At 55.0% G+C, this 12,920-nt stretch carries 16 protein-coding genes; 5 read left to right on the forward strand and 11 right to left on the reverse strand.

All coding sequences use genetic code 11. From position 1 onward, the window contains the following. Positions 1–26 precede the first annotated feature (26 nt). Both ACX5K5_RS16330 and ACX5K5_RS16335 read left to right on the forward strand, forming a co-directional pair. A complete protein-coding gene (locus tag ACX5K5_RS16330; protein ID WP_459174831.1) occupies positions 27–605 on the forward strand; it encodes a dihydrofolate reductase family protein in 579 nt (192 codons plus the stop codon). A 130-nt stretch (positions 606–735) separates the two neighbouring features. Further along, positions 736–1,689: a hypothetical protein gene (locus ACX5K5_RS16335; RefSeq protein ID WP_459174832.1), complete on the forward strand. Its 954-nt coding sequence runs from the start codon at positions 736–738 to the stop codon at positions 1,687–1,689. A 68-nt stretch (positions 1,690–1,757) separates the two neighbouring features. Here the strand turns inward: ACX5K5_RS16335 and ACX5K5_RS16340 are convergent, their stop codons facing one another. Then, positions 1,758–3,275 (reverse strand): succinyl-CoA:acetate CoA-transferase ScpC, encoded by a 1,518-nt coding sequence (locus ACX5K5_RS16340; protein ID WP_443438775.1) that lies wholly within the window; start codon positions 3,273–3,275, stop codon positions 1,758–1,760. Positions 3,276–3,479: 204 nt separating this feature from the next. Then, entirely contained in the window at positions 3,480–3,812 is a 333-nt protein-coding gene (locus ACX5K5_RS16345) for a type II toxin-antitoxin system RelB family anti-toxin (protein WP_141392897.1), read from the reverse strand. 213 nt (positions 3,813–4,025) lie between these two features. On the opposite strand from ACX5K5_RS16345, the gene ACX5K5_RS16350 reads away from it, so the two are divergent. Together ACX5K5_RS16350 and ACX5K5_RS16355 are read left to right on the forward strand one after the other, a co-directional pair. After that, positions 4,026–4,328 (forward strand): PadR family transcriptional regulator, encoded by a 303-nt coding sequence (locus tag ACX5K5_RS16350; RefSeq protein ID WP_096255155.1) that lies wholly within the window; start codon positions 4,026–4,028, stop codon positions 4,326–4,328. 9 nt (positions 4,329–4,337) lie between these two features. Next, complete coding sequence (locus ACX5K5_RS16355; protein WP_096255153.1) at positions 4,338–4,721, forward strand: hypothetical protein; 384 nt, start codon at positions 4,338–4,340, stop codon at positions 4,719–4,721. A gap of 71 nt (positions 4,722–4,792) precedes the next feature. Here ACX5K5_RS16355 and rplI read toward each other — a convergent pair whose 3' ends face one another. The 8 genes from rplI to ACX5K5_RS16395 all read right to left on the reverse strand — a co-directional run bounded on the left by rplI (position 4,793) and on the right by ACX5K5_RS16395 (position 11,527). Beyond that, positions 4,793–5,251, reverse strand: a complete 459-nt coding sequence (gene rplI / locus ACX5K5_RS16360; RefSeq protein WP_096255151.1) for a 50S ribosomal protein L9 — start codon at positions 5,249–5,251, stop codon at positions 4,793–4,795. Between the two features lie 17 nt (positions 5,252–5,268). Then, positions 5,269–5,508 (reverse strand): 30S ribosomal protein S18, encoded by a 240-nt coding sequence (rpsR, locus tag ACX5K5_RS16365; protein WP_026820365.1) that lies wholly within the window; start codon positions 5,506–5,508, stop codon positions 5,269–5,271. 62 nt (positions 5,509–5,570) lie between these two features. Next, positions 5,571–6,161, reverse strand: coding sequence for a single-stranded DNA-binding protein (locus ACX5K5_RS16370; RefSeq protein ID WP_105676539.1), 591 nt, complete (start codon positions 6,159–6,161; stop codon positions 5,571–5,573). A gap of 54 nt (positions 6,162–6,215) precedes the next feature. After that, a complete protein-coding gene (rpsF, locus tag ACX5K5_RS16375; protein ID WP_096255147.1) occupies positions 6,216–6,512 on the reverse strand; it encodes a 30S ribosomal protein S6 in 297 nt (98 codons plus the stop codon). Between the two features lie 175 nt (positions 6,513–6,687). Then, the gene (locus tag ACX5K5_RS16380) at positions 6,688–8,778 is read right to left on the reverse strand and encodes an acyltransferase family protein (RefSeq protein ID WP_459174833.1); all 2,091 of its coding nucleotides are present in this window, start codon (positions 8,776–8,778) and stop codon (positions 6,688–6,690) included. 120 nt (positions 8,779–8,898) lie between these two features. Continuing rightward, positions 8,899–9,390 (reverse strand): type II toxin-antitoxin system RelB family anti-toxin, encoded by a 492-nt coding sequence (locus ACX5K5_RS16385; protein ID WP_096255143.1) that lies wholly within the window; start codon positions 9,388–9,390, stop codon positions 8,899–8,901. Between the two features lie 165 nt (positions 9,391–9,555). Next, a complete protein-coding gene (locus ACX5K5_RS16390) occupies positions 9,556–10,107 on the reverse strand; it encodes an LURP-one-related/scramblase family protein (RefSeq protein WP_096255141.1) in 552 nt (183 codons plus the stop codon). Positions 10,108–10,246: 139 nt separating this feature from the next. After that, positions 10,247–11,527: a M18 family aminopeptidase gene (locus ACX5K5_RS16395; protein ID WP_459174834.1), complete on the reverse strand. Its 1,281-nt coding sequence runs from the start codon at positions 11,525–11,527 to the stop codon at positions 10,247–10,249. Positions 11,528–11,741: 214 nt separating this feature from the next. On the opposite strand from ACX5K5_RS16395, the gene ACX5K5_RS16400 reads away from it, so the two are divergent. Then, entirely contained in the window at positions 11,742–12,155 is a 414-nt protein-coding gene (locus tag ACX5K5_RS16400) for a LapA family protein (RefSeq protein WP_096255137.1), read from the forward strand. Between the two features lie 61 nt (positions 12,156–12,216). Here ACX5K5_RS16400 and ACX5K5_RS16405 read toward each other — a convergent pair whose 3' ends face one another. After that, positions 12,217–12,918, reverse strand: a complete 702-nt coding sequence (locus tag ACX5K5_RS16405) for a response regulator (protein WP_096255135.1) — start codon at positions 12,916–12,918, stop codon at positions 12,217–12,219. Positions 12,919–12,920: the final 2 nt, after the last annotated feature.

Raw genomic sequence — 12,920 nt, forward strand, 5'->3', positions numbered from 1 at the left:
CTTAGCTCATTACACCGGGAGTTCTCATGCCTGCGACATATACCTTTGACGTGTTTTCGAGCCTCGACGGATTTGGCGGCGCCTCGGGAAATTGGGGTGGTTACTGGGGCAAACAAGGCCCCGAACTTCTAGCCCGCCGTTTAGAGCAGTATGCATCCCCCTGTCATATGGTTTTCGGCTCCAACACCTTCAAGCTGTTCTCACAGTTTTGTGCGCAGGCCGACAAATATTCGGATGTTGATGACCCGTGGGGCGAGGCGATGCATAAACAACCCGCCACCGTCATTTCTAATACGCTGACCGGTGTCTTGGACTGGCCCGATGCCTCGCTAGAGCGTGCTGACGCGCTAGCGGTGGTGCCGCGGTTAAAAGCTGAATCCACGGTCCCCCTGCGTTCGCACGGGTCTTTGTCTATGAATAGGGCACTTATGGCAGCGGGGCTGGTTGATTTTATTCAGCTAACCATCTTCCCTGCACTGACTGGGCTCACGGGTCAGGATCCAATCTTCGCCGGCGTCGAGGATTTTGACCTTGAACTTGTGGATTCAAGGTTGCTTGATGGGAGTATCCAAGAATTAATTTATCGTCCTAGCCTGCATCATTAAGAACGTCAGGCAGCGGCTCACAAATCTCGAAGTTTGGCGTCATACTCAAAATGGACGCTCCCACAAGTAGTAATTCACTATAAGCTCGGAGATAAATACCAGATAATCACTTCTTGCTTAGGAAACTACCGTGCCACAGCGAAAAATAATTCCGGCTGTTCTTGGCGTCATCGCTGCCTTGGCAATGGTCTCGTGCACCGTACCTCCAACGACCACGGAACCATCTAGTCCATCAGCCCACGAGTCGAAACTGGCCCCCTCGTCTCCCGCACCCCTTGCAGATCTAACCCCGCAAATGCTCAAATCCGCAAAGATTCCGTCGATGTGTGGCTTCCCAGCGGGAAAACTCGTCGACGGAGCGCTGCCTGCAAAACATCCGGAATACCCCAACGCGAGCGCTCCAACCCTTGCAGACTCGAAGCTCACCGTAGCCGCTGACCTCACCGGCGACGGGGTGAAAGAATTGGTCACGGCGTTCTACTGCGACAAGGGCGGCGTAGCGTGGCCAGCACACATCCAGCTTTTTCAGAGCACAGCGCAGGGCATCGCCCCGCTGGGTAAGCCGTTCCAGGTGGGTGATGTCAACGGCGGGGCACGCGGGATTCCCAGCTCTTTGAAAGTCGACGGCAAGAAATTGGTCATCGCTGACCGGGAACTTTTGACCACCGAGCCGGCCGCAGCTCCCAGCGGACAGATTAAGGCGACCTTAGCTTGGAACGGTAAGCAGTTAGTCGCCGAGTCCATAGAAGATTTGGCTGCGACAGACCGAGGAATCTTGGATCTCTCACTGGTCTACGGAACGTGGTGTCCAGGTGATGATGTCACCGCCGAGCATTCCCCTGGCTGCTTAGAAATTAAGTATCCTCAGGTCACCCATGCAAACGGCGACGTTGCAGTTCTCAACTTCTGGGTCAACAACGGTTTTACGACGTTGAACTACTCCGATGCACCGTTAGCCATGTTCTATGCACCGGGAACCAAAATTGCAGATCCTGCGAACCCGAACGTGCCGACCGGCCACTTGAACGAAGTGCGCATGTACAACAACCAGACTCAGGGATTTTACCTTCGCGAATCTAAATAAGAGATAGTTAAAGCGAAGGCTGGACCTTGATTCAAAAGAGTCAGGGTCCAGCCTAAAGCGATCTTGAGCTACTTAGCTAAGCGCATATCACCGGTCTCGAAGAAGCGCTGATGCATGGCAAGCGCCTCACCCAACAGGTGTGGGGTGTGCTTGCCGTAGCTTTCTTTACGTGCGCGGTCGAAGTAGTCCTGCAACATCGGACGGTATTCGGGGTGTGCGCACTTGTCGATGATCAGCTGGGCGCGCTGCTTAGGTGAAAGTCCACGCAGATCAGCTAGGCCCTGCTCGGTAATCAGGATCATCGTGTCATGTTCGGTGTGGTCCACGTGGCTGGCCATTGGCACGATACCGGAGATCTTGCCACCCTTAGCCACTGAGGGGGACATGAACACCGACAGGTAACCGTTACGGGCAAAGTCACCCGAGCCGCCAATACCGTTCATCACATGGGATCCGAGCACGTTAGTGGAGTTGACGTTGCCGTAGATATCCGCCTCAATCATGCCGTTGAGCGCAATGCAGCCCAACCGGCGAATGATTTCCGGGTGATTGGAAATCTCCTGAGCACGAAGCAAGATCCGCTCACGGTAGTGATCCACGTGCTTGTTGAACTCGTCGATACCATCGGCAGACAGCGAGAAGCTGGTGGCGGAGGCAAACTCGATGGTGCCGTCCTTGATCAGCTCCAACATCCCGTCTTGGATGACCTCCGTGTAGGCGGTTAGGCCCTCGTATCCGCCACGAGCCAGTCCGGCTAGTACGGCGTTGGCAATATTGCCTACGCCGGACTGCAATGGCAGTAGCTTCTCGGTCAGTCTTCCCTGGCGGATCTCATAGTCCAAGAAATCAAGTAGGTGATCTGCGATCTGGGTACTGGTCTCGTCTACCGGAGCGAAAGGGCTCAGACGGTCTGGCGCATCAGTTTCTACGACCGCCACCACCTTGGTGACATCGATATCCATGTACTTCTGGCCGATGCGGTCACGTACCGTAGTCAGGTTAATTGGCTTGCGGTGTGGAGGCAGCGCGGTGCCGTAGTAGATGTCGTGCATGCCATCCATCGCGGCCGACTGCTGGGTGTTGACCTCGATGATGATCTGGTCTGCCATTTCCAGCCAAGTCTTATTGTTGCCAACCGAGCTGGAAGGGATCAGATCGCCTTCTGCGGTCACGCCGACCACCTCGACGATAGCTACATCGATCTTGCCGTAGAAGCCGAACCAGGCGTGCTGAGCGACGTGGGACAGGTGAATGTCCATGTACTCCATGTTGCCGTCGTTGATTCGCCGGCGTAGCTCAGGGTCAGACATATAAGGCAGGCGCAGGTTCATGCCCTCGGCCTTGGCGAGCACACCATCGAGCTCCGGTGCGGTCGAGGCGCCGGTCAGCACGTTGATCTTGAAGTCTTGTCCCTGAGCGTGCTGACTTTCCATCTGCGCGGCCAAGGCGCCAGGAACCGCTTTCGGGTATCCCGCACCGGTGAAGCCACTCATGGCCACCGTCATTCCGGGTTTGATAAAAGTTGCTGCCTGTTCGGCACTCATCAAACGATCGACAAAGGCCCGGTGGTGAATACGCTCGTGCAAAATAACCCCTTCTAAACTTCCTTGTGATGCAGATCAGTAACCCACATCTCACCGGAACACTTTAGCCGGTATTTGCGGTTGATTTCACCGCGGCTAGGGCTTTTGCACGAGAGTTCAGAGTTTTAGCGACGAGCTGTCTTCAATTTGCGCTGACCGGTCTGGCCTTGACAGCTAATATGCAGTAATTTGACCCGCCTTGTTTACTTATCCAAGGTCCACGTGAATTGCTTCACCAACGGCCTTTACCTTAAGCCTGCCACCCATCGCTTCAACATATCGCCGAAGTGTTGCCACCTGCACGCGGTCCAGATCCCCGGCTTCCATACGTGCAACCCGGTCTACGCTGAGCTTCAGGGATGTTGCAAGCTCCACCTGGCTCAGCTGCGCGTCCTCGCGCATTTCGCGCAGCGAGAGCTTGCGAGACTCAATCTTCACCGAACGTCGATGTTCGGCAACCGCCTCACGCTGGGCCTCAGTTAATACATCCGGATCCGCAAAAGCAAAGCCCATGTGTTCCACCGTTCTTTCATTGTTCAAAGCTAGCTACTCTCATCTCTGAGATTAGGTGTGACCGGCGCATTTCCCAATGATTGTGACGGCCTTGGCGGGGGTCATTTGAATGAACAATGACCCAATGCGCGGTTACGCCTCTCCGCAGGGCTTTAGGAAGCAAAGGTGACTTGAGCAAAGTCTCAGATGTCATCCGAAAGTAGTATTGGAACTTGAATATGTATGAATCATACTTAAGGCATGAACGCGAATAAGACAGTTCATCAGGTGAAGCGCTCAACGCTACCGGTGATCATCTTGAATCAGCTAATGAATGAGCCAGCACATGGCTATGCATTGCTATCCAAACTCGAAGAACATGGTCTCACAGGGATCAAAAGCGGCACCCTCTACCCATTGTTGCGAGTGATGGAAGAGTCCGGAGATATCGTCTCGGAATGGGAAATCACCGACCGCGGCCCAGCACGCAAGACCTTCAGGATCACCAGTCAAGGCCAAACAACTCTGCAAGAAGTTCGAACCTGGCTACGCCAGATAACCTAGGAGAAAACGATGAAAAGCACTAAAGACTATCTCGCCGAGCTTCGTTTTAATCTCTCACTACGGAATCTGGACGTCGCCACCATTCGTGACATTGTGCGCGAAGTTGAAGCAGAGAGCAGCAACTACGACGAAGCTACAGCTAGCTTCGGAAGCCCCGACGAATATGCGGATTCCTTTCCCAAGAAAGCTACCCCCAAGGGCCACCAAACATTCATGATCATCGGAGTGGTCTTGGGAATCTTGTGGCCACTGCTGCAACTTATCCTTCGCGACCGAACTGCCGGGAGCATGAGTAATTGGGCAGTCACGTGGCTACCTGCATTCGGATTCGTAGCGCTGGGGATCATCATTGATTTCTCACGCGCTATCGCACGTTCGCGCAAGAGTCGTTAAACGTCAAAGGGTGATGCACTCCCCTTGCGGAGAATGCATCACCCTTTGAACAGAGGTGAGTCTAAAAAGACTTACTTCTTGGCTGCAGCAACAACCTGAAGCTTCAGGTTTGCAACAACATCCTCGTGTACGCGAACGGTTGCGGTGTAGTTGCCAGTCGACTTGATGTGGTCGTTGACCTCAACGTTGCGCTTGTCGATCTTGCCTAGGCCAGCAGCTTCAACCGCAGCAGCAATGTCTGCGGTCTTCACGGTGCCGAACAGGCGGCCGTTGGTGCCAGCCTTCATGGTGATTTTCACCGGCTGGGACTTCAGCTTCGAAGCAAGTGCCTGAGCATCCTCAAGGTTTGCTACGGCGCGAGCAGCGCGAGCAGCCTTGATGGACTCAACCTGCTTCTCGCCACCCTTGGTCCATACGAGTGCGAACCCGCGTGGAAGGAGGTAGTTACGGGCGTAGCCGTTCTTTACCTCAACAATGTCGCCTGCAGCACCCAGACCGGATACTTCGTGAGTCAGAATGATCTTTGCCATTTTATATCCCCTCTTCCTTAGCCGCGGCCAGCGCCGGAGTAAGGCAGCAGGGCTACTTCACGTGCGTTCTTGATAGCCTGTGCGATCTTGCGCTGTTCCTGAACCGATACGCCGGTCACGCGACGAGCGCGGATCTTTCCGCGATCAGAAATGAACTTGCGCAGCAACGCTACGTCCTTGTAGTCGATGACAGTGATGTCAGCGGCCTTCAAGGGATTGGACTTTGGTTTGGGCTTACGGATTTCAGCCTTAGCCATCGTGGAGCTCCTTAGGTTTGGAGCCCGCAGAGAGATCTGCGGGATGGTGAATAAATAGTTTTTTAGAAAGGTGGTTCGTCGCTGCCTGGGTTGCCCCAGCCACCGCCGCCACCGCCGCCGTTGTTACCGCCGGTGCTCCACGGGTCGTTGGATGGAGCATTCCATCCGCCGCCCTGCTGTGGCTGCTGCTGTTGCTGCGGCTGTGCTTGTGGGGCATTTTGCTGCGGAGCGTTGGAGAATCCTCCACCGCCACCGTTGTTGCCAAAGCCGCCCTGGCCACCGCCGGAGCGCTGGGTACGGGTTACCTTGGCGGACGCAAAGCGGAGCGACGGGCCGATTTCATCGACCTCGAGCTCCATGACGGTGCGACGTTCGCCTTCCTTGGTGTCATACGAACGTGAGCGCAGACGACCCTGGGCGATGACTCGCATGCCCTTGGTGAAGGTCTCCGCAACGTTCTCTGCAGCCTCACGCCATACCGATGCGCGCAAGAACAGGGCTTCCCCGTCCTTCCACTCATTGGACTGGCGATCAAAGGTGCGAGGAGTCGAAGCGATCGTGAAGTTCGCTACGGCTGAACCGGACGGCGTGAAACGCAGCTCCGGATCGGCGGTCAGGTTTCCGATAACGGTAATAACAGTCTCGCCTGCCATTGACTCTCCTTAGTCAGAATGAACGTTTGTCGTACAACGAAAGTGCAAGCGTAATTAAACGCGAGCCTCTTCCGGACGGGTGACCTTGTGACGCAGGATCAGCTCGTTGATCTTGAGCAGACGCTCAAGCTCGGACGAAGTAGCTGGATCCGCGGTGTAGTTCACCACGATGTAGATGGCTTCTGCCTTCTTCTGGATCTCGTAAGACATCTTGCGACGTCCCCAGATATCGACCTTGTCGATCGTTCCACCGTTTGAGCGAACAACTTCGAGGTACTTCTCGAGAGTTGGCTCTACGGTGCGGTCATCGACCTCTGGATCGATGAGGACCATAAGTTCATAAGCACGCATGTGAACCCACCTCCTTTGGGCTAAACGGTCGCGGCATTTCCGCAACAGGAGGTTCTTGCGTTATCCATGCACCGCGGCACCCAAGTTTCGGGCGTGCAGTAGCACAGACCTTCCAATCCTACCCGAGATAAGTGCAATGACAGAACCCTAGGTGTCCTAGATCATGCACTGAATTTCATTGAGCATTCATCGCCGATTCAAGACGTTCCCCAAACACTGTGGCCAGAGTGCGCATGTAGGTATCGGAGATGTGGTGCTTATCCCGGTAGACCAGCACATTGCCTATCACCGACGGACAGCGCTCGTCGATACAAAATTGATCACTGAAATCCAAGACCTTCACCCGGGGCTCGTGTTTCGCCGCCTGCTTGGTGACGTCCCCCGATTCGAAAGCTACCGCTTTATCGAAGCTGCAAGCCTCGGGCTCTGCCGAATGTTCTTCCACGCAATCACGGGCATATTCATCCTTGGGCGGCCGCGGAGTATCAACCACCGCATACACTGGCAAACCGGCATCTTCTAGTTTGCTCCACTGCTGCGCATAACCTTGCGCAGCGTCTGCCACAAAGCTGGCTCCGGCCCAGTTCGCGGCAACCACCGCGTTTATATCGTCCCTGCTTTTAAGCCTCTCCAGAGTCTGCTTGTTGGCTTCGGCGCAGTTGATGCCCCCGTCGCGTTCTGCGGTGCGTTCCGTAGCGCTAAACGGACAAGAGTTCTTCAAGTACGTGACAACTTTCCAGCCCCGCTCTTTGGCATGTTCGGCTAACGCTTCGAACCAGTGAGCTGCGTGGGAGTCGCCGACCAGCGCCACCGTGAAGCTGGCGTTTTTGCTCCCGAATTCGCATTCTTTGATCTGCGTTGATTGCGGATCCTGGACACACTCACCCAAATCCGGTTGATCATCCTCGGCCGTGGCAGGCACCGGGATGATCTGCGTGGTCTCCGGAAGGTATGCCGGAGCTCCGGAGCCCACCGAAGCGGCACCAAAACCTGCCGGTGGATCCTGGATTAGCTGGGCGACTGCCTGCTGATCCTTTTCGATGCTTTCTCGTTGCGCGATACCAGGTATGAGTGCAGTTCCTGCCACTACTGCAACCGCTGCTGCACCGGCAACCAGCGAAAGCTTCGCCGAGCCGGCTAACGGCATAAATTGCCGTGCCGGCGACTCAACAAACTTCAAACTCGCCCAGGCCAAGAGCAACGACCCAGCCAACAGGGCCAGCGTTTGAATCGGGTTTGGATCATGACCCAGAAGATGGGTGACAAAGACGATCAGTGGCCAATGCCAGAGATAGAGCGAGTAGGAAGCCAAGCCGATCCATTGCACCGGTTTCCACTGAACCAGTAAGTGCAAAGAACCAAGCCCACGAGTATTGCCCGCAATAATAATTGCCACACAGCTGAGCACCGGTAGGGCTGCGGCAATTCCGGGGAACACCGTCTGCGCATCATAGGTCAGCGCAGCGCCCAGAATCGAGACCAAGGAAATGAGCACCAGAGTATTTCGCACAGCCGCCGAACTGGTCCATCGGGGAAGGGTGAAAGATCCGTTTGCGTGTGCATCCATCAGTACAGCGAGCAGTCCGCCAACGGCTAACTCCCAGATGCGGGTGGTGGTGATGAAATATCCGGCAGCATCACCGGAGTATCCCGTGTAGATCGAGTAGCCCAAAGAGATCAGCGCGATAATCATAAAGCTGAGAAATATGACCCGCCGTCGGGAAGCAAACCGGTCAGTTCGTGGGCCCGGAAAATTTTGCTTAACCAGCACACAGACGACGAGCACTATCAATGGCCAGAAAAGGTAAAACTGTTCTTCGACTCCGAGTGACCAGAAATGCTGAAGTGGACCGGCGGCTTCTTCGGCGGCCAGATAATCAACCGCATCAGCTGCGAGCACCCAGTTCTGCACGGAAAAGGCGGAGGCGAGCGCTTGAATCCCCAGAGTCCCCCACAGAGTCTTAGGCAGAATCAGTAGTCCGGCAACAATCACAACAACAATGACCAGCATCGCGGCGGGCAAGATTCTGCGTGCTCGGCCGGCAAAGAACGAGGCAAGATTCACCGTTCCGGTGCGTTGTGCTTCGCGCAGTAAATGTGAGGTGATCAGAAAACCGGAAATGACGAAGAAGATATCCACGCCGATATACCCACCTGGGAGCACACCTGGCTCTAAATGGTAAGCAACCACCAGCAGGACCGCTAAGGCGCGTAGTGCCTGAATTTCGGGCCTGAAATTTTTGATGTTTGCCGGTGCTGAACTCATGTTCTTTGATCAGACCAGTTCCCGGTGAACAGCAGGTAATCACCGGGCATCCGCAAGCAAAACTACAAGTGGGAAACTCGTGGGTATCCGACATGTGCCACGAGGAATACCTGAATAGAACTATCCCAAAAGTTTTCTATTTGCCGAGGAGAGCGGATATTTGGCATCAAATTTGGGATCTATGCGCAATCGGAAGACCGCTTCGAGCAGTAACCGGCCCACTCCCCAATAGACAGGTATGAGCAACCAGATGTACCAGCCGAATTGTCCAACCGTGGCGAGAATCAGGGTTGCGAAAGTGACCAGTATTCCCAGCCCTCGAAAGATTAGGACTATTCCCTGGGTGGCAGAATCTCGACGCTCTTGATCAACTCGTGTACGAGTTTCTAATCCGTCGACGGCTTCTGAGAAGTGTGGGGTCTGCACGCTGATAAAAAGTTCACCAACCTGCACGTCCAACGCCTTAGCGATCAGCGAGATTGTTTCCAAGCTGGCATCGCTGCCGGCTTCGAGCCGCTGAACAGTTCTAACAGTGATGCCGCTTTCCGTAGCCAGACGTTCTTGCGTCCAACCTTTAGCGCGGCGAAGTTCTGCAATCCGTGATTCATTCATGCAAGTGACACTACTGGCGGCAGACACGTAAGCACCACGACATGACCCCGACACTCACCCGACAACAAGCCGACACCTTTGACTTTACGGGGTTTTCAGTCTATTTACCGGACAAGAAAGACATATGCCCTCGAAGGCATGTTCCTTGGTTCTCAGAGAGTGACTCTACGAGCTACGGTTTTGTTTCTCCCGGATTAGATCCAAAGCGAGTACCGATCCGATGACCGCCTGACGTTGCCCAACATTTAGATGGGAAGCGATCTGCAGTGCGTAGGTGGACTTACCTAATAACGCATTGCCCATCCCCGACCACTCACGGGTAACGCTGGCCATCTCTCCGGTGGAACCGGTGATCTGGAAATTAAAGTCCCATACGCTACCGAGCAAATCCAGCTCTTCGCCCTGCATGGAAATGGTGACTCGTGTCTTGAAGAAAGTAACGCGCTTGACCAGACTCGCCAACGGAACGCTCTGCCCGTCTAGAATTTCAAAACGGTCGCGACCCATAGTCATGGTGTCCTTGACCTGAACGACCGGATTGTCCGGTCCGTCAAATACTGTCAGTTGCCGCGCGCCAGCAAACATACGTCCGAGCGCACTTCCTCCGGTTTCAACATGGGCAACTTGCCCACCGGAACCATCTAAGATGGCAAAATCATTTTTCGAAATATTCTTAGTCTGCTGAAAAACGAGAACGTCCTGATTGAAGATCGACATGCAAGCGATTATGCCATCCAGAACTTCGACAAGCCGAGTAATACTTTTGTACGTGTAGTTCCGCTAGTCGTCTTAAGTTCCGAAACTTTAGGAGCCCAGGTTCAAAAGCTTCTGGGCTCCTTTCGGCTTTTCGTGACGCTTATTCTCCGAAGAACTCGCGGGATACCTTGGAGAGGTACCAAGGATCATCCACACCGCACATCTCGCGAGCCGAGTGCATCGATAACAACGCGACGCCGACATCCAACGTACGGATACCCAAACGGGTAGCGGTCAGCGGGCCGATGGTTGAACCACAAGGAACCTGGTTGTTCGAAACAAATTCTTGGTATGGAACCCCTGCGTTCTCGCACCAGTTCGCAAAAGCTGCAGCACCTACCGCGTCGGTTGCGTATCGTTGGTTCGCGTTGATCTTCAGCAACGGTCCGCCGTTGAGCTGTGGGCGGTTAGCCGGATCGTGACGTTCCGGATAGTTCGGGTGTACCGCGTGTCCAGCATCAGCCGAGAGGCATACGGAGGCGGCCATCGCACGAGCGTTGTCCTCCGTACTAGCACCGAAGGATGCCTGGATTCGTCCCAAGATCTCTTCCAAGAATGGTCCACTAGCACCGGAGCGTGAAGCCGAACCGATTTCTTCGTGGTCAAAGGCCGCGAGCATCGCGATGCGCTGCCCCGATGGGGTGCGCGAATGATTAGTCAGGGCAATTAGCCCTGCGTGCACGCTGGTGAGGTTATCCAGCCGCGAGCTGGCAAAGAAGTCCTTGCCATGGCCGAAGACCTCTCCGCGTTGGGCCGGGGCAGTCAGCACGTCGTAGCCTGCGACCTGCGTCGGATCAACACCAGCGGAGGCCGCCAAAATACCCAAAATGTCGGCATCAGCCAGATCACCGGCTCCGAAGATTGGGTTGGTGTGAGTCTGCTTGTCGAGGGTCAGGCCGTCGTTAACCTGACGATCAAGGTGAATAGCCAGTTGTGGAATACGCAGCAGCGGTTCGGTCTGAGCCAGGTGAACCGATCCGTCACGCAAGACCAGACGGCCTGCGAGCACTAGTTCTCGGTCTAACCAGGAGTTGAGCAGCGGTCCGCCGTATACCTCGACGCCTGCCTGCCACCAACCGTTAGATCCGGTTGTCGGCTTTGGCTTAAGTTTAAAGCCAGGTGAGTCGGTATGGGCTCCAAAAATGTGAAACCCACTGGTTGCTGTCGCGGCTTCGGGTTGCACCCAAGCGATGATCGCACCATCTCGCACAACATAGTAAGAGCCTGAGCTCAAATTCCATGCTGCGCTTTCATCCAAGGCGGTGAATCCCTCCGCGTCCAAGCGTTTGGCGGCGCTAGCCACCGCGTGGAAGCTGGAAGGGGAGGTCGCTACGTACTCGGCCAGGTCTGCAATGTGTGCCATTGCTGCGGCTTGTGCCATAACTGGGTGCTCACTTCTTTCATCAGGTTGCTGTGTCGGCCTGAACTGCCGAGCTTTTCCCAGCTTAGTATTTTTCGGCCTTTAAGGGGTGCAATCGTCTCCGCTTTGAACTTAAAATGTCTCATCAACGAAGCTTCTGAGTGTCGAGCTTGACGTAGTAGGACATTTACAAGCATGCTGACAGAAAGTAGCCAACTAGGAAACGAGTGAAATCATGGCATCGACTCCTCACACACCAGACGAACTCCCGGTTGGACACGAAGCAACGTCAGATCCAGACGGTGCTACCAGCGTCAAGCCAGTTACCGCACCGCTTGAGAAGCCAACTAAGTCCCAGACCCCGCCGCCCGAACCAGAGTCCAAGTTACCAGCGACCAAACTAGGTCGGATCTGGACTGCGTCCGTTCTGGGTCTTATTGTTCTGGTGCTGCTGATCATTTTTATTGCGCAGAACCAGGACCAGGTGACGCTGCGCTACTTTACCTATGAAGGTCAGGTAAATCTTGGTCTGGCCCTGTTTATCGCAGCGGTTGCCGGCGGCCTGTTGATCGCGGCAGTCGGTGCCGCCCGCGTGATTCAGTTACGCGCCACTGCACGAAAAGACCGCAAGGCACAGAAGCGTCGTTAAAGTATGAACGCTGCTGCCCGGACCCGATGAAGGCCGGTCAGCAGCGTTTCTTGTTTAAAGTCTAGAAGTCCAGGCCCTGCGATGGGATGACCAGCCCGGTTTCGTAGGCATAAACCACTGCCTGCACTCGATCACGTAAGTGCAGCTTTGTCAGAATCCGGCGAACATGGGTTTTAACAGTTGCCTCGGAGAGGAAAAATCGGTGCGCAATTTCGGCATTTGATAGTCCTTCGGACAAGGCCCGCAGAACTTCCTGTTCGCGCGGAGTCAGGTCATCAAGCAGTGGATCGCGTTCCGGGGGGTCGGCAGTCTTTGCGGGATGTCCCTTGGCACCGTGGCGCACATAGGTTTCCAACAGTCGGGCTGTCACGCGCGGTGCTACCACCGCGTCACCCGAGGCTACTAGGCGCACCGCGGAGACAAGTTCTTCGGGTGCAACATCTTTGAGTAGGAAGGCACTGGCACCTGCCTGCAATCCAGAAAAGGCGTACTCGTCTAGGTCAAAGGTCGTCAGGATGATGATCTTCGTATCCGGGTACTGTTTAGCGATCCGTTCGGTCGCCTCCAGCCCATCCATTTTTGGCATGCGCACGTCCATGAGCACGACGTCTGGAGCCAAGGCCGCGGTCTGCGTGAGTGCTTCTAACCCATCGGCGGCCTCACCCACGATGTGCATATCGTTTTCGCCCTCAAGAATTAGTCGGAAGCCCATGCGTAGCAGTGGCTGGTCATCAACCAGCAACACCTTGATAATTTCTTCCATGA

This window comes from Glutamicibacter bergerei, assembly GCF_054495185.1.

What these genes read in the sequence shown, in the direction of transcription:
- ACX5K5_RS16330 (WP_459174831.1), top strand. Translation starts at nt 27, where the DNA reads ATGCCTGCGACATATACCTTTGACGTGTTTTCGAGCCTCGACGGATTT.
- ACX5K5_RS16350 (WP_096255155.1), top strand. Translation starts at nt 4,026, where the DNA reads ATGAACGCGAATAAGACAGTTCATCAGGTGAAGCGCTCAACGCTACCG.
- ACX5K5_RS16355 (WP_096255153.1), top strand. Translation starts at nt 4,338, where the DNA reads ATGAAAAGCACTAAAGACTATCTCGCCGAGCTTCGTTTTAATCTCTCA.
- rplI (WP_096255151.1), bottom strand. Translation starts at nt 5,251, where the DNA reads ATGGCAAAGATCATTCTGACTCACGAAGTATCCGGTCTGGGTGCTGCA.
- rpsR (WP_026820365.1), bottom strand. Translation starts at nt 5,508, where the DNA reads ATGGCTAAGGCTGAAATCCGTAAGCCCAAACCAAAGTCCAATCCCTTG.
- ACX5K5_RS16370 (WP_105676539.1), bottom strand. Translation starts at nt 6,161, where the DNA reads ATGGCAGGCGAGACTGTTATTACCGTTATCGGAAACCTGACCGCCGAT.
- rpsF (WP_096255147.1), bottom strand. Translation starts at nt 6,512, where the DNA reads ATGCGTGCTTATGAACTTATGGTCCTCATCGATCCAGAGGTCGATGAC.
- ACX5K5_RS16380 (WP_459174833.1), bottom strand. Translation starts at nt 8,778, where the DNA reads ATGAGTTCAGCACCGGCAAACATCAAAAATTTCAGGCCCGAAATTCAG.
- ACX5K5_RS16385 (WP_096255143.1), bottom strand. Translation starts at nt 9,390, where the DNA reads ATGAATGAATCACGGATTGCAGAACTTCGCCGCGCTAAAGGTTGGACG.
- ACX5K5_RS16390 (WP_096255141.1), bottom strand. Translation starts at nt 10,107, where the DNA reads ATGTCGATCTTCAATCAGGACGTTCTCGTTTTTCAGCAGACTAAGAAT.
- ACX5K5_RS16395 (WP_459174834.1), bottom strand. Translation starts at nt 11,527, where the DNA reads ATGGCACAAGCCGCAGCAATGGCACACATTGCAGACCTGGCCGAGTAC.
- ACX5K5_RS16400 (WP_096255137.1), top strand. Translation starts at nt 11,742, where the DNA reads ATGGCATCGACTCCTCACACACCAGACGAACTCCCGGTTGGACACGAA.
- ACX5K5_RS16405 (WP_096255135.1), bottom strand. Translation starts at nt 12,918, where the DNA reads ATGGAAGAAATTATCAAGGTGTTGCTGGTTGATGACCAGCCACTGCTA.